Source organism: Roseateles oligotrophus, assembly GCF_014204525.1.
Taxonomy (GTDB): Bacteria; Pseudomonadota; Gammaproteobacteria; order Burkholderiales; family Burkholderiaceae_C; genus Paucibacter_A; species Paucibacter_A oligotrophus_A.
Window position 1 is genome coordinate 974,898 of sequence record NZ_JACHLP010000001.1, and the last position, 22,388, is coordinate 997,285.

General features: G+C 66.0%; 21 protein-coding genes. 4 read left to right on the forward strand and 17 right to left on the reverse strand.

Features of this window, described 5'->3' with window-relative positions; genetic code table 11:
* Positions 1 to 59 precede the first annotated feature (59 nt).
* The 5 genes from HNP55_RS04390 to HNP55_RS04410 are packed head-to-tail and all read right to left on the reverse strand — an operon-like array spanning position 60 to position 6,206.
* Entirely contained in the window at positions 60 to 1,385 is a 1,326-nt protein-coding gene (locus tag HNP55_RS04390) for an ABC transporter substrate-binding protein (protein ID WP_184296489.1), read from the reverse strand.
* 42 nt (positions 1,386 to 1,427) lie between these two features.
* A complete protein-coding gene (locus HNP55_RS04395; protein WP_184296491.1) occupies positions 1,428 to 2,492 on the reverse strand; it encodes a branched-chain amino acid ABC transporter permease in 1,065 nt (354 codons plus the stop codon).
* 18 nt (positions 2,493 to 2,510) lie between these two features.
* Positions 2,511 to 3,440 carry a branched-chain amino acid ABC transporter permease gene (locus HNP55_RS04400; RefSeq protein ID WP_184296493.1) on the reverse strand — a complete coding sequence of 310 codons (930 nt, stop codon included), beginning with the start codon at positions 3,438 to 3,440 and terminating at the stop codon, positions 2,511 to 2,513.
* A 10-nt stretch (positions 3,441 to 3,450) separates the two neighbouring features.
* Positions 3,451 to 4,236 (reverse strand): ABC transporter ATP-binding protein, encoded by a 786-nt coding sequence (locus HNP55_RS04405; RefSeq protein ID WP_184296495.1) that lies wholly within the window; start codon positions 4,234 to 4,236, stop codon positions 3,451 to 3,453.
* A complete protein-coding gene (locus tag HNP55_RS04410; protein ID WP_184296497.1) occupies positions 4,236 to 6,206 on the reverse strand; it encodes an AMP-binding protein in 1,971 nt (656 codons plus the stop codon). Before HNP55_RS04410 ends, HNP55_RS04405 begins: the two co-directional genes overlap by 1 nt.
* Before the next feature lie 203 nt (positions 6,207 to 6,409).
* Between HNP55_RS04410 and HNP55_RS04415 the strand changes: the two genes are divergently transcribed.
* Positions 6,410 to 7,135: a Crp/Fnr family transcriptional regulator gene (locus tag HNP55_RS04415; RefSeq protein ID WP_184296499.1), complete on the forward strand. Its 726-nt coding sequence runs from the start codon at positions 6,410 to 6,412 to the stop codon at positions 7,133 to 7,135.
* 29 nt (positions 7,136 to 7,164) lie between these two features.
* On the opposite strand, the gene HNP55_RS04420 is transcribed toward HNP55_RS04415, so the two are convergent.
* Positions 7,165 to 8,538: a metal-dependent hydrolase family protein gene (locus HNP55_RS04420; RefSeq protein ID WP_184296501.1), complete on the reverse strand. Its 1,374-nt coding sequence runs from the start codon at positions 8,536 to 8,538 to the stop codon at positions 7,165 to 7,167.
* An 84-nt stretch (positions 8,539 to 8,622) separates the two neighbouring features.
* Entirely contained in the window at positions 8,623 to 9,210 is a 588-nt protein-coding gene (locus tag HNP55_RS04425; RefSeq protein ID WP_184296503.1) for a GNAT family N-acetyltransferase, read from the reverse strand.
* A 211-nt stretch (positions 9,211 to 9,421) separates the two neighbouring features.
* On the opposite strand from HNP55_RS04425, the gene imuA reads away from it, so the two are divergent.
* From imuA to HNP55_RS04440, 3 genes are read left to right on the forward strand one after another with little or no spacing between them, the layout of a single operon-like run.
* Entirely contained in the window at positions 9,422 to 10,243 is an 822-nt protein-coding gene (gene imuA, locus HNP55_RS04430) for a translesion DNA synthesis-associated protein ImuA (protein WP_184296505.1), read from the forward strand.
* Positions 10,209 to 11,540, forward strand: coding sequence for a DNA polymerase Y family protein (locus HNP55_RS04435; protein ID WP_184296506.1), 1,332 nt, complete (start codon positions 10,209 to 10,211; stop codon positions 11,538 to 11,540). Before imuA ends, HNP55_RS04435 begins: the two co-directional genes overlap by 35 nt.
* Positions 11,537 to 14,707 (forward strand): error-prone DNA polymerase, encoded by a 3,171-nt coding sequence (locus HNP55_RS04440; RefSeq protein WP_184296508.1) that lies wholly within the window; start codon positions 11,537 to 11,539, stop codon positions 14,705 to 14,707. The genes HNP55_RS04435 and HNP55_RS04440 overlap by 4 nt, the downstream gene beginning before the upstream one ends.
* Positions 14,708 to 14,730: 23 nt before the next feature.
* On the opposite strand, the gene nagZ is transcribed toward HNP55_RS04440, so the two are convergent.
* The 10 genes from nagZ to lepB all read right to left on the reverse strand — a co-directional run bounded on the left by nagZ (position 14,731) and on the right by lepB (position 22,375).
* On the reverse strand, positions 14,731 to 15,798 hold the full coding sequence (gene nagZ, locus HNP55_RS04445; RefSeq protein WP_184296728.1) for a beta-N-acetylhexosaminidase: 1,068 nt from the start codon (positions 15,796 to 15,798) through the stop codon (positions 14,731 to 14,733).
* An 8-nt stretch (positions 15,799 to 15,806) separates the two neighbouring features.
* Complete coding sequence (gene acpS, locus HNP55_RS04450; protein ID WP_184296510.1) at positions 15,807 to 16,202, reverse strand: holo-ACP synthase; 396 nt, start codon at positions 16,200 to 16,202, stop codon at positions 15,807 to 15,809.
* The gene (locus HNP55_RS04455) at positions 16,199 to 17,038 is read right to left on the reverse strand and encodes a KilA-N domain-containing protein (RefSeq protein ID WP_184296512.1); all 840 of its coding nucleotides are present in this window, start codon (positions 17,036 to 17,038) and stop codon (positions 16,199 to 16,201) included. Before HNP55_RS04455 ends, acpS begins: the two co-directional genes overlap by 4 nt.
* A gap of 29 nt (positions 17,039 to 17,067) precedes the next feature.
* Positions 17,068 to 17,589 (reverse strand): GNAT family N-acetyltransferase, encoded by a 522-nt coding sequence (locus HNP55_RS04460; protein ID WP_184296514.1) that lies wholly within the window; start codon positions 17,587 to 17,589, stop codon positions 17,068 to 17,070.
* On the reverse strand, positions 17,586 to 18,395 hold the full coding sequence (locus tag HNP55_RS04465; RefSeq protein ID WP_184296516.1) for a pyridoxine 5'-phosphate synthase: 810 nt from the start codon (positions 18,393 to 18,395) through the stop codon (positions 17,586 to 17,588). Before HNP55_RS04465 ends, HNP55_RS04460 begins: the two co-directional genes overlap by 4 nt.
* Before the next feature lie 26 nt (positions 18,396 to 18,421).
* Positions 18,422 to 19,201: a DNA repair protein RecO gene (gene recO, locus HNP55_RS04470; protein WP_184296517.1), complete on the reverse strand. Its 780-nt coding sequence runs from the start codon at positions 19,199 to 19,201 to the stop codon at positions 18,422 to 18,424.
* 12 nt (positions 19,202 to 19,213) lie between these two features.
* Positions 19,214 to 20,137 carry a GTPase Era gene (gene era / locus HNP55_RS04475; protein ID WP_184296518.1) on the reverse strand — a complete coding sequence of 308 codons (924 nt, stop codon included), beginning with the start codon at positions 20,135 to 20,137 and terminating at the stop codon, positions 19,214 to 19,216.
* Between the two features lie 25 nt (positions 20,138 to 20,162).
* Entirely contained in the window at positions 20,163 to 20,879 is a 717-nt protein-coding gene (gene rnc / locus HNP55_RS04480; RefSeq protein WP_184296520.1) for a ribonuclease III, read from the reverse strand.
* 49 nt (positions 20,880 to 20,928) lie between these two features.
* On the reverse strand, positions 20,929 to 21,336 hold the full coding sequence (locus tag HNP55_RS04485) for a DUF4845 domain-containing protein (RefSeq protein WP_184296522.1): 408 nt from the start codon (positions 21,334 to 21,336) through the stop codon (positions 20,929 to 20,931).
* A gap of 64 nt (positions 21,337 to 21,400) precedes the next feature.
* Positions 21,401 to 22,375, reverse strand: a complete 975-nt coding sequence (lepB, locus tag HNP55_RS04490) for a signal peptidase I (RefSeq protein ID WP_184296524.1) — start codon at positions 22,373 to 22,375, stop codon at positions 21,401 to 21,403.
* Positions 22,376 to 22,388: the final 13 nt, after the last annotated feature.

Sequence of the window (22,388 nt, forward strand, 5' to 3'; positions counted from 1 at the left end):
ACCGGCGAAGCGTCGGGTTACGCTTTCGCTAACCCGACCTACCTTCCTCACTCAGCGGATCAAGATTGACAATCAGCGGGGGCGCGGCGCTCCAGCTTCTTTTCGCCGGCGTATTTGTCCGCCGCCGCCCTGACCATGGGCTTGAGGATTTGCTCATCGGCCTGCAGCCAGTCGGAGCTGAAGTTCCACTTGGCACCATCCCAGGTATGGACGCGCGCCCAGGTCGAACCCATATGGTCCTGGCAGGAGGTACTGATGGGGCGCAACACACCGGCAAAGCCCAGGGCGTCGAGGCGCTTCTGGTCCAGGGCCAGGTTCTCCAGGCCCCAGCGCACCTGCTCGGCCGTCATCACCTTGCCCTTGCCGAAGCGCTCCTGCGCGCGGCGCACGGCCTCGATGCCCAGCATCTGGATGATCAGCCCGCGGGTGTAGAGCACCGAGCCGACCTCGTCCTTGGGGCCTGTGCCCTGGCCCTTCTCGTGCACATGCTTGAGGATGTCCTGGATCACCTTGGGGCTTTGGCCCGAGGTGTTCAGGGCCAGGGCGTTATAGCCCTTGGCGCCCTCGCCCACGTCCTTGACATCGGGCTCGGCGCCGGCCCACCAGACGCCATACATCTTCTCGCGCGGATAGCCGGTGGCCTGGGCCTCCTTCAGCGCGGTGGAGTTCATCACGCCCCAGCCCCACAGCAAGACGAAGTCGGGCCGCTGCTGGCGCACCTGCAGCCAGGCGGACTTCTGCTCCACGCCGGGCGCGGTGACGGGGATCTTGATCAGCTCGAAGCCATGCATCTTCTGGCGCTCGTCCAGCAAGGGCATGGGCTCCTTACCGAAGGGCGAGTCGTGGTAGACCAGGGCGATCTTCTTGCCCTTGAGCTTGTCGAAGCCGCCCTCCTTCTTGGCCAGATGCTGGATCAGCATATCGGCCGCCGTCCAGTAACTGCCCATCAGCGGGAAGTTCCACTTGAACACGCCGCCGTCCTGCGAGGCCGCCAGACCATAGCCCAGGGTGATCAGCGGGATCTTGTCCTTGATGACCTTGTCGGTCAGCGCGAAGGTGATGCCGGTGGCCTGGGGGTCGAACAGCGAGGCGCCCTTGCCCTTCAGCCGTTCATAGCATTCCACGCCCTTGTCGGTGGCATAGCCGGTCTCGCATTCCTCGAAAGTCAGCTTGACGCCGTTCACCCCGCCGTCGCGGGCATTGATCATCTTGAGGTAGTCCTGCTTGCCATTGGCCCAGGGCGTGCCGTTCGGCGCATAGGGGCCGGTGCGGTAGACCAGCAGAGGGAAGAACTGCTCCTTGGCCTGCGCCAGGGCCTCGCTCACCAGAGCGCTCAGGCCCAGGGCCGTCAGGGCGCTGGCGATGGCAAATGTCTTCAGCTTCATGATGCTTGTCTCCTGTGAGGGTTGTAGGAATCGATCAGATGTTCAATGCGGGAAGGGCCAGAGGCGCAGCTTCTCCTTGGCCGTGGACCACAGCCGCGCCAGGCCATGCGGCTCTTTGATGAGAAAGAAAATGATCAGGGCGCCGAACACCATCAGCTCCAGATGGGAGGCCGTCTCGGTGCCGATAGGAATGCCCAAGGCCTGCGGCAGCTGATTCAGCACGATGGGCAGGAAGATGATGAAGGCCGCGCCAAAAAAGCTGCCCATCACCGAACCCAGGCCGCCGATGATGACCATGAAGAGCAGCTGGAAACTGCGGTCTATGGAGAAGGCCGCCGGCTCCCAGGAGCCCAGATGCACAAAGCCCCACAGCGCGCCGGCCACGCCGACGATGAAGCTGCTGACGGCAAAAGCACTCAGCTTGGCATAGACCGGGCGGATGCCGATGACGCTGGCGGCCACGTCCATATCGCGCATGGCCATCCACTCGCGGCCGATGGCGCCGCGCACCAGGTTCTTGGTCAGCAGGGCAAAGAGGCCGACAAAGCTCAGCACAAACAAATACTTCTGCACCGGCGCGTCCAGCGAGACGCCCAGCACATGCAAGTCCGACACCGAGACATTGCCCGAGGAGGAGTTGTTGGTGAACCATTTGATGCGCAGAAAAGCCCAGTCGCAAAAGAACTGCGCCGCCAGCGTCGCCACCGCCAGGTACAGGCCCTTGATGCGCAGCGAGGGGATGCCGAACAGCACACCCACCGCGGTGGCGCACAGGCCGCCCAGCAGGATGGAGGCGATCAAGGGCATGCCCTCGATGCGGACCTGGAAGTTATAGGCCGCGTAAGCCCCGACGGCCATGAAAGCCCCCGTGCCCAGCGAGATCTGGCCGCAATAACCGACCAGCACATTCAGGCCCAGGGCCGCCAGCGAGAGGATCAGAAAGGGGATCAGGATGGCGCTGAACAGATAGTCCGAGGCCAGCAGCGGCAGCAGCCCAAAGGCCAGCAGCAGCAAGGCCAGCATGGCGATGCGGTCCTGCCGGATGGCGAAGATCTGGCTGTCGGCGCGGTAAGAGGTTTTGAACTGGCCGTTCTCACGGTAAAGCATGTATTCCCCTTAGCAAGTTCAGACGCGGTCAATAATCTTCTCGCCGAAAAGCCCTTGCGGCCTAACGAGCAGAAACAGCAGCGCCAGCACATAGGCAAACCAGATCTCGATGCCGCCGCCCATCAGCGGGCCCAGATAGACCTCGGAGACCTTCTCGCCCACGCCTATCACCAGGCCGCCAATGATGGCGCCGGGCACCGAGGTCAGGCCGCCCAGGATCACCACCGGCAAGGCCTTCAGCGCCACCAGGGAGAGCGAGAACTGCACCCCTAACTTGCTGCCCCAGATGACACCCGCCACCAGGGCCACGACGCCGGCCACGCTCCAGACGATGATCCAGATGCGCGAGAGCGGGATGCCGATGGACTGGGCCGCCTGGTGGTCGTCGGCCACGGCGCGCAGGGCCCGGCCGGTGGAAGTTTTCTGGAAGAACAGGGCCAGCAAGACCACCATGGCCGCGGCGATCAGGGCGGCATAAAGGTCTTCCTTATTGACCAGCACGCCGCCCTCGAAAGCCTTCTCGAACAGAAAGATCGGGTCCTTGGGCATGCCCACATCGATCTTGTAGATGTCCGAGCCGAACAGGGTCTGGCCCAGGCCTTCGAGCAGATAGGTCACGCCGATGGTGGCCATCAAGAGCGTGATGCCCTCCTGGTTGACCAGCTTGCCCAGCACCAGCCGCTCCACGCCCCAAGCCACCGCCACCATCACCGCGCAGGCGGCGCTAAAGCCCAGCACATTGACCAGCACCGGATGGCTGATGCCCGTCCACAGCGGTATCCATTCGGTGAAGCGCGCCATGGCCAGGGCGGCAAACAGCACCATGGCGCCCTGCGCGAAATTAAACACCCCGCTGGCCTTGTAGATCAGCACAAAGCCCAGCGCGATCAGGGAGTACAGCATGCCCGTCATCAGGCCGCCGAAGATGGTTTCAATCAAAAATCCCATGGCCAGCCCTTTAATGCGTCGTGCCGAGATAGGCGCGGATCACGTCTTCGTTACCCCGCACCTCATCGGGGGCGCCATCGCCTATCTTCTTGCCGTAGTCCAGCACGACGACCCGGTCCGAGATGTCCATCACCACGCCCATATCGTGTTCGATCAGCACGATGGTGGTGCCGAACTCGTCGTTGACGTCGAGGATGAAGCGGCACATATCCTGCTTCTCCTCCACATTCATGCCGGCCATGGGCTCGTCCAGCAGCAGCACCTGGGGCTCCATGGCCAGGGCGCGGCCCAGGTCCACCCGCTTTTGCAGGCCGTAGGGCAGACGGCCCACGGGGGTCTTGCGATGGGCCTGGATCTCCAGGAAGTCGATGATGCGTTCGACCTTCTCGCGCTGGGCGCTCTCCTCGCGCTCGGCCGGGCCCCAACGCAAGGCCTGCATCAAAAGGCCGGTCTTCATATGCAGGCTGCGGCCGGTCATGATGTTGTCCAGCACGCTCATGCCCTTGAACAAGGCCAGGTTCTGGAAGGTGCGGGCCACGCCCATCTCGGCCACCTGGCGTGAGCTGAGGTGCTTGAAGGTCTTGCCGCGGAAAGCGATAGCACCCTGCTGCGGCTGGTAGACGCCGTTGATGCAGTTGAGCATGGAGCTCTTGCCCGCGCCGTTGGGGCCGATGATGGCGCGGATCTCATGCTCGCGCACATTGAAGCTGATGTCCGTCAACGCCTTGACGCCACCGAAGCTCAGGCTGATGTTTTTGATGTCGAGGATGACATCGCCGATCTTTTTGTCAGCCATCAGGCCGCCCTCCTCGTGCTTGCTGGCGCGAATGTCTTGGCATCGCTAATCTTGAGATCCGCTGACACCGAGCCCGTCCGGCCGTCCTCGAAACGCACCGCCGTCTCGATGAACTGCGAGCTTTTCCCCTCGTACAGCGCGTCGATCAAGACCGCGTATTTCTCCGCGATGGCACCACGCCTGACCTTGCGGGTGCGGGTCAGCTCGCCGTCATCGGCGTCCAGCTCCTTGTGCAGGATCAGGAAGCGGCAGATCTGGCTGCCGGCCAGCAGCTCGTCCTCGGCCAGGTCGGCGTTGACCTGCTCCACGCAGTCGCGGATCAGGGCATAGACCTCGGGCTTTTGCGCCAGATCGGTATAGCCCGCGTAGGCGATATTGCGCCGCTCGGCCCAGTTGCCCACCGCGTCGAAATCGATATTGATGAAGGCGCAGACCTTCTCGCGCCCGTCGCCAAAGGCCACGGCCTCCTTGATATGGGCAAAGAACTTGAGCTTGTTCTCCACATATTTGGGCGCGAACATGGCGGCGTCGAAAGCGCCGCCCCGGAGCCGGCCCACGTCCTTGGCACGGTCGATGATCTTCAGATGGCCATGCGCGTCGATGAAGCCGGCGTCGCCGGTGTGGTACCAACCCTCCGCCGTCAGCACCTCGGCGGTGGCCGCCTCGTTCTTGTAATAGCCCCTGAGCAAACCCGGCGACTTGACGAGGATCTCCCCGCTGCCGCTCAACTTGATTTCCACGCCTTCGATGGGCACACCCACCGTGTCGGCGCGCGCCTCATGGTCCGGCTGCAGGCAGACGAAGACCGCCGTCTCGGTCGAGCCATAAAGCTGCTTGAGATTGATGCCTATGCTGCGGTAGAAGCTGAACAGATCGGGGCCTATGGCCTCGCCCGCGGTGTAGGCCACCCGCACCCGGCTGAAACCCAGGGTGTTGCGCAGCGGCCCGTAGATGGCCAGGTTCCCTAATGCGTATTTCAAGCGGTCCAACAAGCCGACCGGCTTGCCGTCCATCAGCGCCGGGCCGACGCGGCGGGCCAGCTTCATGCAGGCCTGGAACAGCCAGCGCTTGGGCGCGGAGGCGTCCTCCATGCGAATCATCACGCTGGTCAGCAAGCCCTCGAAGACCCGCGGCGGGGCGAAGTAGTAGGTCGGGCCGATCTCCTTCAGATCGATGCTGACTGTGCTGCTGGACTCGGGGCAGTTGACCACATAGCCGCAGGCCATCCACTGGGCATAGCTGAAGATGTTCTGGCCTATCCAGGCGGGCGGCAGATAGGCCAGCACCTCCTCGGCGGACGTCAGCTTGTCAAAGCGCGCACCGGCCTGGGCGCGGTCGATCAGGCTGGCGTGGGTGTGGACCACGCCCTTGGGATTGCCCGTCGTGCCCGAGGTGAAGAACATCGCCGCCACGTCGCTGGCGCGGCCCTGGGCCACCGCCTCGGCATAAAAGCCCGGATGCAGCTCGGCATGGGCGCGGCCGGCCGCGCAGAGCTGGTCCAGCGAGGCCAGGCCAGGCTCGGCATAGCTGCGCAGGCCGCGCGGATCGTCGAACCAGATATGGCCCAGCCGGGGCAGCTGCTCGCGCAGCTCCAGCATCTTGTCGACCTGCTCCTGGTCCTCCACCACCGCAAACGCGATCTCGGCGTTATTGACCGGGAACACAAACTCGGCCGCCACGGCGTCCTGATAAAGCGGCACCGGCACGGCCCCCAGGGACTGCGCGGCCAGCATGGCGGCCGACAAGCGCGGCCGGTTCTCGCCCAGCACCAGCAGATGGTCGCCACGCCGCAGGCCCGCCTGCGCCAGGCCGTGCGCCAGCTCGCGCACCAGCGCGGCCAGCTGGGCCCAGCTGAGGGTCTGCCAGATGCCGTATTCCTTCTCGCGCAGGGCGGCAGCCTCGGGCCGCTGGGCCGCATGGGCCAGCAGAAGGCGCGGGAAGGTTGTCCCCTTGCTTGCTTCGTCGTCCACCGGAATTGTCTCCTTCTGGCTCGCTGGGCTGGCCGCAAAACGGCAGGCCCGGCGGCTTTGTTGTGCCTGGATAGTAGGCGCGACTTTGACGCTTGCCTGTCATTACAACGACAATCCTAGGGAGACTCCGGGGCGTGCTTTCCCGGGGGTTTTGCGCCAGCATTTGTAAGCTTCCTGTCACCCTCGGCAAGGAACACTGCGGGATGCACTCCGTCGATGTATCAGGTCATGTCGCCCTGCGCCAACGTGCCAGAACCGCCACCACAGCCGAGCTCGCCGCCATCCCCTGGCTGAGTCTGCTGAGCCCCGAGCAGCGCGAGCGCACGGTGGCCCAATTGGAGGTGGCCGATGCCGAGGTGGGCGAGCGCATCTGTCGCATCGGCCGCAAGGCCAATTTCTGGTTCGGCGTGATCGACGGCCTGCTGAAGATGAGCAATGACGATTCATCAGGCCAGGCCATCACCTTCACCGGCGTGCCACCGGGCGGCTGGTTCGGCGAGGGCACCTTGCTCAAGCGCGAGTGCTACCGCTACAACATCCAGGTGCTGCGGCCCAGCATCGTGGCCGGCCTGCCCATCGACAGTTTTCACGAGCTGCTGGAAAACAGCCTGGCCTTCAACCGCTTCATGCTCAACCAGTTGAACGAGCGCCTGGGCCAGTTCATCGCCGCGCGCGAGATCGACCGCATCAGCGACCCCGATCTGCGCGTGGCCCGCAATCTGGCCGCCCTCTTCCACCCCCAGCTCTACCCCGGCGTGGGCAGCCTGCTGCGCATCACCCAGCAGGAGCTGGGCTATCTGGTGGGCTTGTCGCGCCAGCGCGTCAACCAGGCCCTCAACCGCCTGGCCCGCGATCAGCTGATCAGCATCGAATACGGCGGCCTGCGCGTGCTCAATCTGGCCGGGTTGCAGAGCTTCCCCAAGGCCTGAGCCCAGAGGAAGCGCTGCCGGGCGCAGGCTCAGGACGGCAAGGCGTTCTTGTAGACCTTGCCATCCTTCATGATCACCAAGAAGTTCTTGGCCGGGTTGGCGATCAACTGGATGTTCTCGAGCGGGTTGCCGTCCACCAGCAGCAGATCGGCCAGGGCGCCCTCCGCCACCACGCCCAGGCGGCCGCGATAGGGGCTGCGCGCGCCGGCCAGGGCCAGCAACTCGGCGTTCACCGAGGTGCCCATCTTCAAGACCTCCACCGGGCTGAACCAGCGCGTCATCTTGGCCAGTTGCTCGCCCTGGGTGGCGGCCACGGCGGCGTCGAACAAGGTGTCGGTGCCCCAGGCCGTCTTGATCTTGTACTTGCGCGCCAGGGCGTAGGCGGTGTCGGTGCCGCTGAACATCTCCAACTGCTTCAGGCGGTTGGCGGAACCCTCGGGAAAGGGCGAGGGATGGTCATCGACAAAAGGCTGCAAGCTCCACCAGATGCCCTTCTCGGCCATCAGCTTGGCGGTGGCGTCGTCCAGCAACTGGCCATGGTCGATGCAGCGCACGCCGGCCTCGATGGCCTGGCGCACCGCCCGCGGCGTGTAGGCATGGACGGTCACATAAGTGCCCCAATTCTCGGCCGCCTCGACGGCGGCCCGCAGCTCGGGCACGGTGTACTGGGTCACGTCCAGCGGGTCGTAGTTGGAGGACACACCGCCGCCGGCCATCAGCTTGAGCTGGGAGGCGCCCAGGGCCAGCAGCTCGCGGCTGCGCTGGCGCACGGTGTCAGCGTTGTCGGCGATGACGGCGGCGCCCACACGCTCGCTGAAGCTGTACTCGCCGGGCCGCACGGGTAATTCATTAGGCAGGCGGAAGTCGCCATGGCCGCCGGTCTGCGAGATGAAGGCACCGGAGGGGAAGATGCGCGGCCCATTGACCAAGCCCATATCGATGCCACGCTTGAGGCCGAACACCGGCCCGCCCAGGTCGCGGATGGTGGTGAAGCCGCGCATCAAGGTATCGTTGGCCGCCTTCACCGCCGCCACATTGACGAAGCCCACATCGCTGGTGAGGATGACCAGCTGCGGCACGGTGGCAAACATGATGTGGGTGTGGGCGTCGATCAGGCCCGGCATCAGGGTGCGGCCCTCGCCTTGCACCCGGCTCACCTCGGCGCCGGCCGGCACCGAGATGGGCGCGCTGGAAATCGTCTTCACCACATTGCCCATCACCAGCACATTGGCCGGGGCGGAGAGCTTGTCGGCCGTACCATTGAAAACCCGCACGTTTTCAAACAACACGCCGCTGAGCTTGGGCGTCATGGCGCTGGGCGTCTGGGCCTGCACCAAACCCTGTGTTGCCACGGCAGCCAGCACCAGCAAGGCACTCAGAATTTTTCTACGCTTGTTCTGCATTCGAAACATCCCCGGTTCGAGATGGCGGAAGACCATCTTCGCCGCCGATTCTGCGCCAGAACCGACGTCGGCCCGATGTCAAAATTACGCGCCGAAAGGCGTCGGCATGGGCAGGGTGTGCGGGGTGTTGGCGTAATGCCTGGCCCCCATCTCGTAGAGCAGGCTGGGCGCCTGGCCGGGCACATCGGCGAGCGAGCCCTTGAGCCGCATGCCGATGCGCTCCAGCGTCTTGCGCGAAGGCATATTGGCCGGCCGCACCACGGCCAGCACGGCCGGGGCATGGAGCTGCTCGAAAGCCAGGGCCAGCGCGGCCAGGGCCATCTCCGAGGCATAGCCCTGGCCCCAGGCCTGGGGGCGGAAGCGGAAGTACAGATTCAAGCCCGTCTGCCCCTCGATGGGCTTGGCCATGATGCCGCCAAAGCCCAGCAATTGCTCGGGCTGCTGCCGCGCCGCAATCGCCCAGTAACCATAGCCCTGCGCCCGCCAATGCGCGAGCCAGCCCTGCAGCAAGACCTCGGCCTCCTGGACGGAACGCATGGGGCCGCCGGGGTTGAAGCGGTTGGTGATGGGATCGGCATGGATCTCGAAGATCGCGGCCAGATCGGCTGCGGCCGGCTCGCGCAGCAGTAAACGGCTCGTCTCTATCGCCGCCAAAGGCGTCTGCAAGGTCATGGCTTCCGGCTCCACAAAGATGACGAACTGGTGAAAACCCTGATTTTGACCCCTAAAACAGGACCGGAAGCGAGAGGCCCCTCAATCAAAGGATGTCTGCGAGAAATCTTGAACGCCGGCCCGCCCGGCCTCCCGAGAAGCTTTCTGGCCGCCGCGCCCTGCCATATACTGTACAAATACACAGTATTCCGCTCGTCAAGCCCCTTTCCCCATGCCCACCTCCCCCGCCTCCTGCCCCGCGCAGCCCTTGCCAGGGCTCGCGCCCTCGGCCGGCTCGCCGGGCCTGAGCGCGCAGGCCCTGCACGCCCAGCTCTGGCGCGCCAGCCATCTGAGCAGCAACGCGAAGCCCTGCGTGAGCAGCGGCTTTGCGGCGCTGGACGCGGAGCTGCCCGGCAAGGGCTGGCCCACCCATGGCCTGAGCGAGATCCTGCAACACACCGCCGTGCATCTGGAATGGCGCTTGCTGGCCCCGGCCTTGCGCACCCTGCTGGACGAGCCGGCGCAATACCGCCCGCTGCTGCTGATCAACCCGCCGCTAACACCCAATCTACCCGGCTTGCAAGCCAGCGGCCTGCCCGCACGCCAGCTGGTCTGGATCCAGGCCGACAGCCCCCAGCAGCAGCTCTGGGCCACCGAGCAGGCCATCAAGGCCAATGCCGCGGCCGCCGTGCTGGCCTGGCTGCCCCGGGCCAGGCCCGAGCAGATCCGGCGTTTGCAAAGCCATGCCCAGGCCTCGTCGGCGCCGGTTTTTTTGCTGCGCCCCTTGAACGTGCAAGCCCAGTCCTCGGCCGCGCCGCTGCGCCTGGCCCTGCGGCCCGGGCGCGACTGGTGCCTGCATCTGCACATCCTCAAACGCCGCGGCCCCTGCCACGAAGGCGAAATGCGCCTGCAGGCCCTGCCCGCCGGCCTGCAACAGCTGCTGACGCCCCGCATGCTGAGCCAGCCCTGGCCGCCGCGACCCGCCCTCGCCCCCCGCACCGAAACCACCGAGCTTCGCCATGCATTGGCTCGCCCTGCTCTTACCCCCCACTGAGACGGCGGCTGCCCAGCAGCAGGCCCTGGCCTGGTGGGCCCTGCAGTTCACGCCGCGGGTGGCCTGCCTGGAGGAGGCGGTGCTGCTGGAGGTGCAGAGCAGCCTGCGCCTGTTCGGCGGCGCGGCGGCCCTGCACCGCAGCCTGCGGCCGCGCGCCGAGCAGGCCGGCCTGAGCCTGCACGCCGCCGCCTGGGCACCCAGCAGCCTGGGCGCACTGGCCCTGGCGCGCTGCCAGAGCGGCCTGGATGAATCCTCGCAATGGCCGGCCGAGCAAGCCTTCGGCGCCCAGCTGGACGCCCTGCCCCTGCAGGCCCTCAGCGCCTGCCGCCCCCACCTGGCCATGCTGGCCCGGCTGGGCCTGCGCCGCCTGGGCGAGCTGCGCCGCCTGCCCCGCCCCGCCCTGGCGCGGCGCTTTGGCCAAGGCCTGCTGCTGGCCCTGGACCGGGCCTACGGCCAACTGGCCGAGGCCCATGCCTGGGTGGAGATCCCGGCACGCTTCCAGGCCCGGCTGGAGCTGCCCCAGCGCAGCGATAACGCCCTGGCCCTGCAGCACCATGCCCAGCAGCTGCTGCAGCAGCTCTGCGCCTGGCTGGCCGCCCGCCATGCCGGCGTGCTGGGCCTGACGCTGCGCTGGGAACACGACGCCATGCGCGCCCGCGAGATCGCCAGCCATGGCGAGCTGCGGCTGCAGACGGCCGAGATCAGCCGCGACTACCGCCACCTCGGCCGCCTGCTGAACGAGCATCTGCTGCGCCTGCAGCTGCCCGCCCCGGTGGGCGAGATCAGCCTGCATGCCGACGAGATCCTGCCCCTGCGCGAGCTCAGCGCCAAGCTGCTGCCCCCCAGCGGCGAGCAGGGAAGCAGCGGCGCAGCACAGGAATCCATCACCCAGCTGCTGGAACGCCTGGCCCTGCGCCTGGGGGCCGAACACGTGCGCTGCGGCCAGTTGCGCGAAGACCACCGGCCCGAGCAGATGCAGCAATGGCAGGCCTGGCCGGGGCCGAGTTCCCGGCCGCCGGCCCGCCTGCCCGCATGCCCCCAACCCAGCTGGCTGCTGCCCCAACCCTTGCGCCTGGACGTGCAGCAAGATCAACCGCTCTACCAAGGCCCGCTGCAATTGCTGGCCGGCCCGCAGCGCATCGAGAGCGGCTGGTGGCAGAACGAAGGCCGGCCCGCCCAGCGCGACTACTTCATCGCGCTGAGCGAAGCGGCCGGCACGCTGTGGATTTTTCATGAGCGCCTGCCGGCCGGTGGCCTGGACGAGCAGGGCTGGTTTCTGCACGGCTTCTTCGCATGAGCCCGAGCTCACAACCCACGGCCCTGCCGGCCTATGCCGAGCTGCACTGCCTCAGCCACTACAGCTTTTTACGCGGCGCCTCCAGCCCCGGCGAGCTGGTTGAGCGCGCGCATTATCAAAGTTATGCCGCCCTGGCCATCACCGATGAATGCTCGATGGCCGGCGTGGTGCGCGCCCATGTGGCGGCCAAGGCCTGCGGGCTCAAGCTGCTGATCGGTGCCGAGTTCGCCGTGCATGCGGACGCCGCCGAAGCAGCAGACGCCGCGCCGCAGTTCAAGCTCGTGCTGATCGCCCGCCATCTGCAGGGTTATGGCGACCTCTGCCAGTTCATCACCGATCTGCGCCGCAGCGCGCCCAAGGGCACTTACCGCCTGAGCCTGGCCCGGCTGCAGATCGAGGCCCCTCGCCTGGGCCGCGACTGCCTGGCCCTGCTGCTGCCCCTGCGCAGCAGCCCGGACGCGCAGCTGCTGATGGACACCGCTTGGCTGCAGCGTCACTTCAGCGGCCCCATCTGGTTGGGCGCGGAGCTGCTGCGCGAGCTGGGCGATGAAGCCTGGCTGCAAGGCCTGCGCACGCTCGCCCAGGCCAGCGGCCTGCGCCTGCTGGCCGCCGGCGATGTGCACCTGCATGTGCGCTCGCGCAAGCCCTTGCAGGATGTGATGACGGCCACCCGCCTGAACCGGCCCATCGCCCTGTGCGGCCTGGACCTGCAGCCCAATGCCGAGCGCCATCTGCGCAGCCGCCTGCGCCTGGCCCAGCTCTACCCGCCCGAGCTGCTCGCCGAGACCCTGGCGGTGGCGGCGGCCTGCGAGTTCTCGCTGGACGAAATCCGCTACCGCTACCCCACCGAGGTGGTGCCGGCCGGCAGCACACCGGCCCGCCATCTGCGGGCGCTGACCGAGGCGGGGGCGCTCAGGCGCTGGCCGGGGGGCGTGGATGCACGCTGGCGGGCTTTGATCGAGCATGAGCTGGACCTGATCAACGAGCTGGGCTACGAGCATTACTTCCTCACCGTGGCCGATGTCGTCGCCTTCGCGCGCGGACGGGAAATCCTCTGCCAGGGCCGCGGCTCGGCGGCCAATAGCGTGGTCTGCTTCTGCCTGGGCATCACCGAGGTGGATCCGGCGCGCAGCAGCGTCTTGTTCGAGCGCTTCATCAGCCGCGAGCGCAAGGAGCCGCCCGATATCGATGTGGACTTCGAGCACGAGCGCCGCGAGGAAGTGATCCAGTACCTCTACCGCAAATACGGCCGCGAGCGCGCCGCCCTGACCGCCGTGCTGATCTGCTACCGGCCGCGCAGCGCCCTGCGCGATGTGGGCCGCGCCCTGCAGATCGACGAGGCCTTGATCGAAAGCCTGGCCAAGGACCACAGCGGCTGGAGCGCGGAAGTGCTGCCCGAACACCGTTTGCAGGAGTTGCAGCAGGAGCTAGGGCTGGACCTCGACGCCCCCAGCCTGCGCCAGTTGCTCCTGCTAACCCGCCAGCTGATGGGCATGCCCCGCCACCTCAGCCAGCACCCCGGCGGCTTTGTGCTGACCGAGGGGCCGCTCTCCCGCCTGGTGCCGATCGAGAACGCCAGCATGCCGGAGCGCACCGTCATCCAATGGGACAAGGACGATATCGACGCCCTGGGCCTGATGAAGGTGGACGTGCTGGCCCTGGGCATGCTCAGCGCCCTGCGGCGCAGCTTTGCGCTGATCTCGCAGCTGCGCGGCCGGCCCTTCGGCATGGCCGATGTGCCCGAGGACGACCCCGCCACCTACGACATGATTTGCCAGGCCGACACCATCGGCGTGTTCCAGATCGAGTCGCGCGCCCAGATGTCCATGCTGCCGCGCCTGCGGCCGCGCTGCTTCTACGACCTGGTGGTGGAGGTCGCCATCGTGCGGCCCGGGCCCATCCAGGGCGGCATGGTCCACCCCTATCTGACCAACCGGGCCAAACCGCCGGGCACCATCACATTCCCCAAAGACGCGCTGAAACCCGCGCTCAGCCGCACCCATGGCGTGCCCATCTTCCAGGAGCAAGTCATGCAGGTGGCGATGATTGCGGCCGATTTCAGCGCCGGCGAGGCCGACCAGCTGCGCCGCGCCATGGCGGCCTGGAAGCGACCCGGCGACCTGCAGAAGTTCTACGAAAAAATCCTCAGCGGCATGGCCAGGAACGGCTACACCGAGGACTTCGCCGAGGCCATCTTCCGCCAGATCAAGGGCTTTGCCTCCTACGGTTTCCCGGAATCGCATGCGGCCAGCTTTGCCCTGCTGGCCTATGTGTCCTCCTGGATCAAATGCCATGAGCCGGCGGCCTTTCTCTGCGCCCTGCTGAACTCGCAGCCGCTGGGCTTTTACACCCCCAGCCAGCTGGTGCAGGATGCGCGCCGCCACCGGGTCGAGGTGCGCGCGGCGGACGTCAATCTGAGCGGCGTGGACAGCCGGCTGGAGCCCTGCCCCGGCCAGGCCCAGCCCGCCGTTCGCCTGGGCCTGCGCCTGGTGGCCGGCCTGGCTGAAGCAGCGGCTCAGCGCATCGAGGCGGCGCGCAGCCAGGCCTTGTTCAGCGACACGCAAGACCTGGCCCTGCGTGCGGCGCTGGATCAACAAGACATGCAACAGCTGGCCGCCGCCGACGCCTTGATGAGCCTGGCCGGCCACCGCCGCCAGCAGGTCTGGCAGGCCTCGGCCCAGCACACCCTCCCGGCCCTGCTGCAGGGCTCGCTGCCGCTGGAAGAAAGCCTCCAGCTGCCCGCCGCCCGCGAGGGCGAAGAGGTCTTGTGGGACTACGCCTCGCTGGGCTTGAGCCTGCGCAGCCACCCGCTCAAGCTGCTGCGCCCGCAGCTGGCCCGCCGCGGCCTGCTGACGGCCGAGCAGTTGCAGAACTGGCGCAGCGGCCGCCCGGCCCATGCCTGCGGCATCATCACCGTGCGCCAGCGCCCGCAGACGGCCAAGGGCACGCTCTTCATCAGCCTGGAAGACGAAACCGGCAGCGTGCAGGTGATCGTCTGGTCCGATGTCTACACCGCCAACCGCACGCTGCTACGCCATGCACGACTCCTGGCCGTGCATGGCAAGTGGCAGTTCGAGAACCAGGTACGCCATCTGCTGGCGCAGCGCTTTGAAGACCTGACGCCGATGCTGGGGCGGCTGGGGACGGAGAGCCGGGATTTCCGCTGAGAGGCCGAATCCCGTCTGCGGCTTCAGGCCAGGCGCTCGACGGCGGCCAGATAGCGCGGGTTGCGCATCAGCTCATCCCAGGTCAGGGGCACGGTCTGGGGCAGCAGATCCAGGCGGCGGGACTCGCTATCGGGCTCGGGCGTCCAGCGGCCCTCGGCCTGGGCCTGGCTCAGGCCGGCCAGCAGCTCGTCGATGGCCTCACCGCCGTTCACCGCCGACTGATTGCACAGCAGCACCAGATCGCAGCCGGCCTCCAGCGCGGCCAGGGCCGCCTCGGTATAGCCGATGGCCCGGCCTTCCAGCACGCGGGCACCGGCCATGCCCAGGTCGTCGCTGAAGATGGCGCCGCCAAAGCCCAGCTTGTCGCGCAGCACCTGCTGCAACCAGCGGCGGCTGAAGCCGGCCGGGCGGCGGTCCACCTTGGGGTAGATCACATGGGCGGGCATCACGGCCGAGAGGCTGAGGCTCAGCCACTCGAAGGGCTTGGCATCCGCCGCCAGAATGGCTTTGAGGCTGCGCCGGTCCACCGGCACGTCCACATGGCTGTCGGCCGCCACAAAGCCGTGGCCCGGGAAATGTTTGCCGCAGCTGCTCATGCCGGCCAGCAGCAGGCCTTGCATCAGGCTCTTGGCCAGCACGCTGACGACGCGCGGGTCGCCGTGGAAGGCGCGCTCGCCGATGACGGCGCTGAGGCCATGGTCCAGATCGAGCACCGGCGTGAAGCTGAAGTCCACCCCGCAGGCGCGCAGCTCGGCGGCCAGCACAAAGCCGCTGGCGGTGGCCGCCTCGGTAGCGCGCATGGCGTCCTGCATCCATAACTCACCGAGCGAGCGCATGGCAGGCAAATGGGTGAAGCCATCGCTGCGGAAGCGCTGCACCCGGCCGCCCTCGTGGTCGACGGCGATCAGGATGTCGGGCCTGATGGCCTTGATGCTGGCAGTCAGCGCCACCAGCTGGGCACGGCTCTCGAAATTGCGCGCAAACAGGATCAGGCCGCCCACCAGGGGGTGGTTCAGGCGCTGGGCCTCGGCTTCGCTCAGGGCGAGGCCGGCGACGTCCAGTACGACGGGGGCATGGGGCGTGTCTTGCATTTTTTTCATCAATCCTTGCTTTCCACCACCACAAAGGCGGCGGCGTATTCGGTCTCGTCCGTCACGCTGACATGCGCTTTCAGGCCCTTGGCTTCAAACCAAATCGCTAACTCGCCATGCAGACGAATCTCGGGCTTGCCGCTGGCGGCCTTGACGATCTCGCAGTCGCGCCAGCTCATGGGCATGCGCATGCCCATCCCGATGGCTTTGGAGAAGGCCTCTTTGGCGGAGAAACGGGTGGCCAGATAGCTGATGCCGCGCGCGGGCACGCGCGCGCTGCGCTCGCGGAACACCGCCAGCTCGTGCGGGCCCAACACCTTCTCGGCAAAGCGCTCACCGCGCCGCGCCAGGGTTTCGCGAATGCGGCGGATGTCGCAGATATCGGTGCCGATGCCGTAGATCATGATTGTTTTGACGGGCCGGAATGCCCCAACTGCTTGAGGGAAACCACGCCCACCAGCGAACGCATCTGCGTGATGGCGATGGCGTTCAACTGCACCAAGCGTTCAGCGGCAGCCAGCCCTTGATGAATCAACACCGCATTGATGCTTTCAAGATTGGACAGCACCACCAATTGCTCCAGCGTCGCCGCATCGCGCATATTGCCACTCTGGTTTGCGTTGACCTGCCGCCACTGGGCTGCCGTGATGCCGAACAAGGCGACGTTGAGCAAATCGGCTTCACTGGCATAAACGATAACGGTCTGCGCCGGCGTGAGAAGCGGCGGGATCAGACGCTCCTTGATGGCGTCGGTGTGAATCCTGTAATTGACCTTGGCCAAGGTGCGTTGAAAGCTCCAGGCCAAGGAGGTGGCGCGGGCCTCTTCATCCTTGAGGCGCTGAAATTCCTTGATGAGGTAGAGCTTGAATTCCGGGCTGAGCCAGGAGCCGAACTCGAAAGCGATGTCCTTGTGGGCATAGGTTCCGCCATACCGTCCAGCCTTGGCATGCAGACCGATGGCAGCAGTGGCCGCTATCCACTTCTTCGCTGACAGGAAGAAGCTATTGCGCCCAGCATCATTTTTAATTCCCTCGAATTCGAGGGAATTGAAGCCGGGGTTGTTGAGTTGTTCCCACACGCCCAGGAACAGCACGGTGTCCTTGTTCTTGAGCCATTGCTCGATCAGGGCGCTGCCACCGTCAAAGTTCTTCACCATATCGGTCAGCGAGATGTAGTCCTGCTCGTGACGGCTGGCGATGCTGACTTCGGTCCCTTGAACCTTGATGACACGATTCGTCATGACATCTCCATTTATGAAAGAGCCGTTGATTAGGCTTGCTCCAGCGCCGGCCAGCCCAGCACTTCGTTGCGATGGCGCTCACCGCCCAGCTCGAACCAGGTTTCGCCCCAGTAGGCAGCGCCTTCGCGACGGTAAAAGCGCAGTGCATCGACATTGCCAACCCAGGAGCTCAGCCACAGCGCTTGCTCGGGCCACTCCTGCCGGCACTGGCGCAACAAGCGAGCGCCCAAACCCTGGCCCTGGCTGCGGGGCGAGACGTAGAGTCGCTTCAATTCAACCGAGGGCGCGCCGAGCTCGACCGGGCAAAGTGCGGTCTCGTCCAGCTGTGCCCAGGCCAACAGGGTTGACCCGCGCTCGATCACCCAGCTGCGCCCCAGGTCCATGGCTTGACGCAGAAGCTGCTCATCAAACTCCTGCCTCAGATAGTCGGCCACATCGGCGTTGACGCCATCGTCAATCACATAGCGGTCCAACCAAACCCAGCGCGCCAGGGCGGCGATGCGCTGGGCATCTTCGGGCTTGGCACGGCGCATCAAGAGTTCTGCCGTCATGCGGATTCAGCCCTCACGTAGGCGCGCTGAATGCAGCGCTGGTACTCGCGCACCGTCTCGGCATAGCCCAGCTCCAAGGCGTCGGCGATCAGGGCGTGGCCGATGGAGACTTCTTGCACGCCGGGCACGGCGCGCAAAAAGGCGGTGAGGTTGTCACGGTTCAAATCATGGCCGGCGTTGACGCCCAGGCCCACGGCCAGGGCCGCCTCGGCCGTGCGGGTGAAGCCGGCCAGCACGGCGGCCTCGCGCTCGCTGCCGAAGGCGCTGGCATAGGTCTCGGTATACAGCTCCACCCGGTCGGCTCCCAGCTGGGCCACAAAAGCCATGGCCTCGGGCACGGGGTCCATGAAGAGGCTGACGCGCACACCTAGCGCCTTGGCCTCGGCCACCAGGGGGGCCAAACGTTGCAAATCAGCGGGGAACTGCCAGCCATGGTCGGAGGTGAACTGGTCCTCGCTGTCCGGCACAAAGGTCACCTGATGGGGACGCAGCTCGCGCACAAAGTCCATCAGGTTCTGGGTCGGGTTGCCCTCGATGTTGTATTCCACCTGGGGCCAGTCGCGGCGCAGCATCTCGGCCAGCTCGTGCACGTCCTGGCTGCGGATGTGGCGGGCGTCCGGCCGCGGGTGCACGGTGATGCCCTGCGCCCCGGCCAGCAAACAGGCCTCGGCCGCGCGCAAGACGCTGGGGATGCCCAGATGGCGGGTATTGCGCAACAAGGCCACCTTGTTGACATTGACCGACAGGGCGCAGCGGCCGCCGGCGGCATGGTGGGAGCTGGACTCGGGGGCGACCAAGGGGTTCATGGCTGGCTTTCTCTGCAACTTGTCTGTCATTCGATGAGTTTCTGCACCTCCACCATCACCTGGCGGGTGCGCAAGGGCTTGTGGCCCAGATGATAGTGAAGCAGGCCGCGCAGGCTTTGGCGCAGCGGGGCCAAGCAGGCCGCGCAAGCGTATTGCAGGGCGGCGCTGCTGCCGTGCAGCAAGGCGGCTTGCAGCTGGATCAGGCTGGCGCCGCTGAAGGCCGCGGCCTCGCCGGCATGGGGCAGCACGCCGACCTCGGCGCTGAGCATATAGGTCCGGCCCGGGTCCAGCGGCGCCTGGGTGAGGGTGGACAGGCTCAGATCGGGCAGCAAGCCGATCTCCAGCAGCAGGCGCAGCTCAAAAGCGCGCAAGGCCGCCTGCGATTGCGCATCTTCCTGGGCGTGCAGTTCGGGCAGGGTGTCGGCGTAGGCCTCGAAGAGCTGGGGATGAGGGTCTTGCCGGGCCAGCAGCTTGAGCAGCAGCTCGTTGAGGTAATAAGCCGAGAACAGCGCGGCGCCGGCCGGCAGCGTCATGCCTCCGGCCCATTCGGCCCCGCGCAGGGTGACAACCTCGGCCACGTCGCCCTCGGCCGTCTTGCCCGGCTTGGACAGCGTGACCTGGATGCGCTGAAACGGCAGCAGCACGGCGCGCAGCTGCGAATAGGGCCGCTTGGCGCCCTTGGCGACCACGGCGATGCGGCCCTGCTCGCGGGTGAACAGGTCCAGCACCAGGCTGGTTTCGCTCCAGTCGTACTGGTGCAGAACAAACGCCTGCTGGACCGCAGGCGGGCGCGCAACGCGGGCCATCGAAGGCGAGTCTTACTCGTAGCCGTAGCTGCGCAGATGCTCTTCGGTATCGGCCCAGCCGGAGCGCACCTTGACCCATAACTCCAGGAACACACGGCCATCCATCAGGTGCTCCAGCTCCTGGCGCGCCTCGGAACCGATGCGCTTCAGGCGCTCGCCGCCCTGGCCGATGATCATGCCCTTGTGGGCGTCTTTCTCCACCACGATGGAGGCGGAGATGCGGCGCAGCTCGCCCTCGTCCTCCCATTTGTCGATGATGACGGTGGAGGTGTAGGGCAGCTCGTCGCCGGTCAGGCGGAACAGCTTCTCGCGGATGATTTCGCTGGCCAGGAATTTTTCCGAACGGTCGGTCAGCGCGTCTTCCTCGTAAAACCAGCCCTGCTCGGGCAGATAGGGCTTGAGGATCTTGAACAGCCGCGCCACATCGGCCTCTTTCTTGGCCGAGAGCGGCACGAACTCGGCGAAGTTGCGCCGCTCCTGCATGCTTTTGAGCCAGGGCGCCAGCTCGGCGCGGCGGTTCACCGCATCGAGCTTGTTGGCGATCATCACCACCGGCTTGTCCTCCGGCAGCAGGGACAGCACCTTGGCATCGTCCAGCCCGAAGCGGCCGGCCTCCAGCACATAGAGCACCAGGTCCACATCGCCCAGCACGCTGTGCACGGTGCGGTTCAGATTGCGGTTGAGCGCCGCGTTATGCTTCATCTGGAAGCCGGGGGTGTCGACGAAGACGAACTGGGCTTCATCGACCGTGCGCACGCCGGTGATGCGGTGGCGGGTGGTCTGGGCCTTGTCCGAGGTGATGCTGACCTTCTGCCCCACCAGGGCATTGAGCAGGGTGGACTTGCCCACATTGGGGCGGCCCACGATGGCGATCAGGCCGCAGCGCTGGGGGGCGCCTGCGCCCTCGCTGGAGGACGGCAAATTAGTTTCAGTCATGGTGGGACAGCGCTGAGGCTGCTCATTAGTCGCGCAGGCCGGAGCCTGGCTTGTCGCGGGAAATCAACTCATCCAGCATGCGGCGCGCCGCATCCTGTTCGGCGACGCGGCGCGAACGCCCCTCGCCTTTTCGGCTCAGACTCAGGGATGGCACGGCGCACTCGACCTCAAAGGTCTGGGCATGGGCCTGGCCACGGGTTTCGGTGATGGTGTAGCTGGGCACGGCCAGGCGGCGGGCCTGCAGCCATTCCTGCAAGGCGGTCTTGGCGTCCTTGCCCCAGTTCTCGCCGCCACCGGCTTGGGCGGCCTGGGCGATCACATCGGACAAGAGCTTGCGCACCAGCTCCAGCGCGGGGGCGTAGCCGCCATCGACAAAGGTGGCTCCGATCAAGGCCTCGACCGCATCGGCCAGGATGGAGGCGCGCTGCGCGCCGCCGCCCTTGGCCTCGCCCTCGGAGAGGCGCAGCACCTGGGGCAGCTCCAGCGCCAGCGCCAGGCGATGCAGGCTGTCCTCACGCACCATATGGGCACGGATGCGAGTCAGATCGCCCTCGTCCGAACCGGCAAAACGCTCGTACAGCAGGCTGGACACGGCCAGGCTCAGCACCGCGTCGCCGAGGAACTCCAGGCGCTCGTTGTGATCCGCGCCAAAGCTGCGATGCGTCAGCGCGCGGGTCAGCAGCTCAGGCTGGCTGAAGCGGTAACCCAGGCGTTGCTGAAGAGAGGCGAGCTGCGGATTCATGAAGGCTTGAACAATGGCAAAACAGGAAAGCGGAGAGTCGGGACAGGACTTAACGCGAGCTGCCCTCGTACTTGATCAGCAGATAGGCCGGGCCCATCAAGGGGATCTGCTTGTCGTAGGCAAAGCTGATCTTGACCTTGTCATTTTGCTTGCCGATTTCGAGATCGGACGCGGTAATGCTGACGATGGAGTATTCGATCTGGCGGGCCCGCTCGAAATCGGCGCGCACGGCGGGCACGGTGGCCGGGCTCTCGCTCGCGATGCGGTTGATGACGCGCTGGATGGTGTAGTACTCCAGCACCGTGGGGAAGACGCGTGCACCCACCACGCCGACAAAGGCCAGCAGCACCGCCCAGAACAGCAGGCCGAACAAGCTGATGCCACGCTGCCCTGCCCGAGGGAGGCGGGATACGGTGCTGCGCTGGCTGCGTGTCACTGCGGGACCGTTCTGAGGCATGACGGGATTCCTGTGTTTTGAAAACGGGGCTGCGAGGAAGCTGAACAAGGCTTGCAAAAGCGACTCAGTTAAAGCCACCGACGCGCTTGAGATTACCGAAATTCATCCAAACAAAGAAGGCCTTGCCAACGATGTTCTCGTCCGGCACAAAGCCCCAGTAGCGGGAGTCGCGCGAGTTGTCGCGGTTGTCGCCCAGCATGTAGTAGTAGCCGGCCGGCACCTTGCACGTCACGCCCTCGGGGCTGTACTTGCAATTCTCCTGGAAGGGGAAGGGGCCGTCCTTGCGATCGGGATGGAAGATGGGGTGGCGCGTGGGATCCACCAGCATCTGATGCTCCTTCTCGCCCAGCTTCTCCAGGAAGCGCGGGCGGTAGGACATGGAGCTCTCGTCGTAGAAGTCGCCTTGGGGCTGGACCTCGGTGGGCTTGCCATTGACATAGAGCTTCTGGTTCAGATAGCTGACCTCATCGCCGGGGATGGCGGCCACGCGCTTGATGAAGTCCACGCTGGTGTCCTCGGGGAAGCGGAACACCATCACATCGCCACGCTTGACCTCGTTGTTAGCGATGATCTTTTTGTTGATCACCGGCAGGCGCACGCCGTAGTGGAATTTGTTCACCAGGATCAGATCACCCACCAAGAGCGTGGGCACCATAGAGCCGGAGGGGATCTTGAAGGGCTCGAACAAGAAGGAGCGCAGCAGGAAGACGATCAGGATGACGGGGAACAGGCCGGCCGTCCAATCCATCCACCAGGGCTGTTGCAGGATTTGCTGGCGCGCGCCTTCCACATCGCCGTCAACCCGGGCAATGCCCTGGGCGGCCAGGGTCTGGCGGCGCTTGGCATCGTTTTCCAGCAGCTCGGCGGCGGCCTTGGCGCGGGCGGGGGCGAAGTGGAAACGCTCGGCCAGCCAGAAGGCCAGCGTGACCAGGGTCAGGATGAAGAGCAGCAGCGAGAAATTGCCGCTCCAGTAGCCGGTATACCAGCCGCCCAGGTAGGCCGCGAGGACGGCGTAAAGAATTCCGGTCAGAGCACTCATCGAGTCAGGTTTC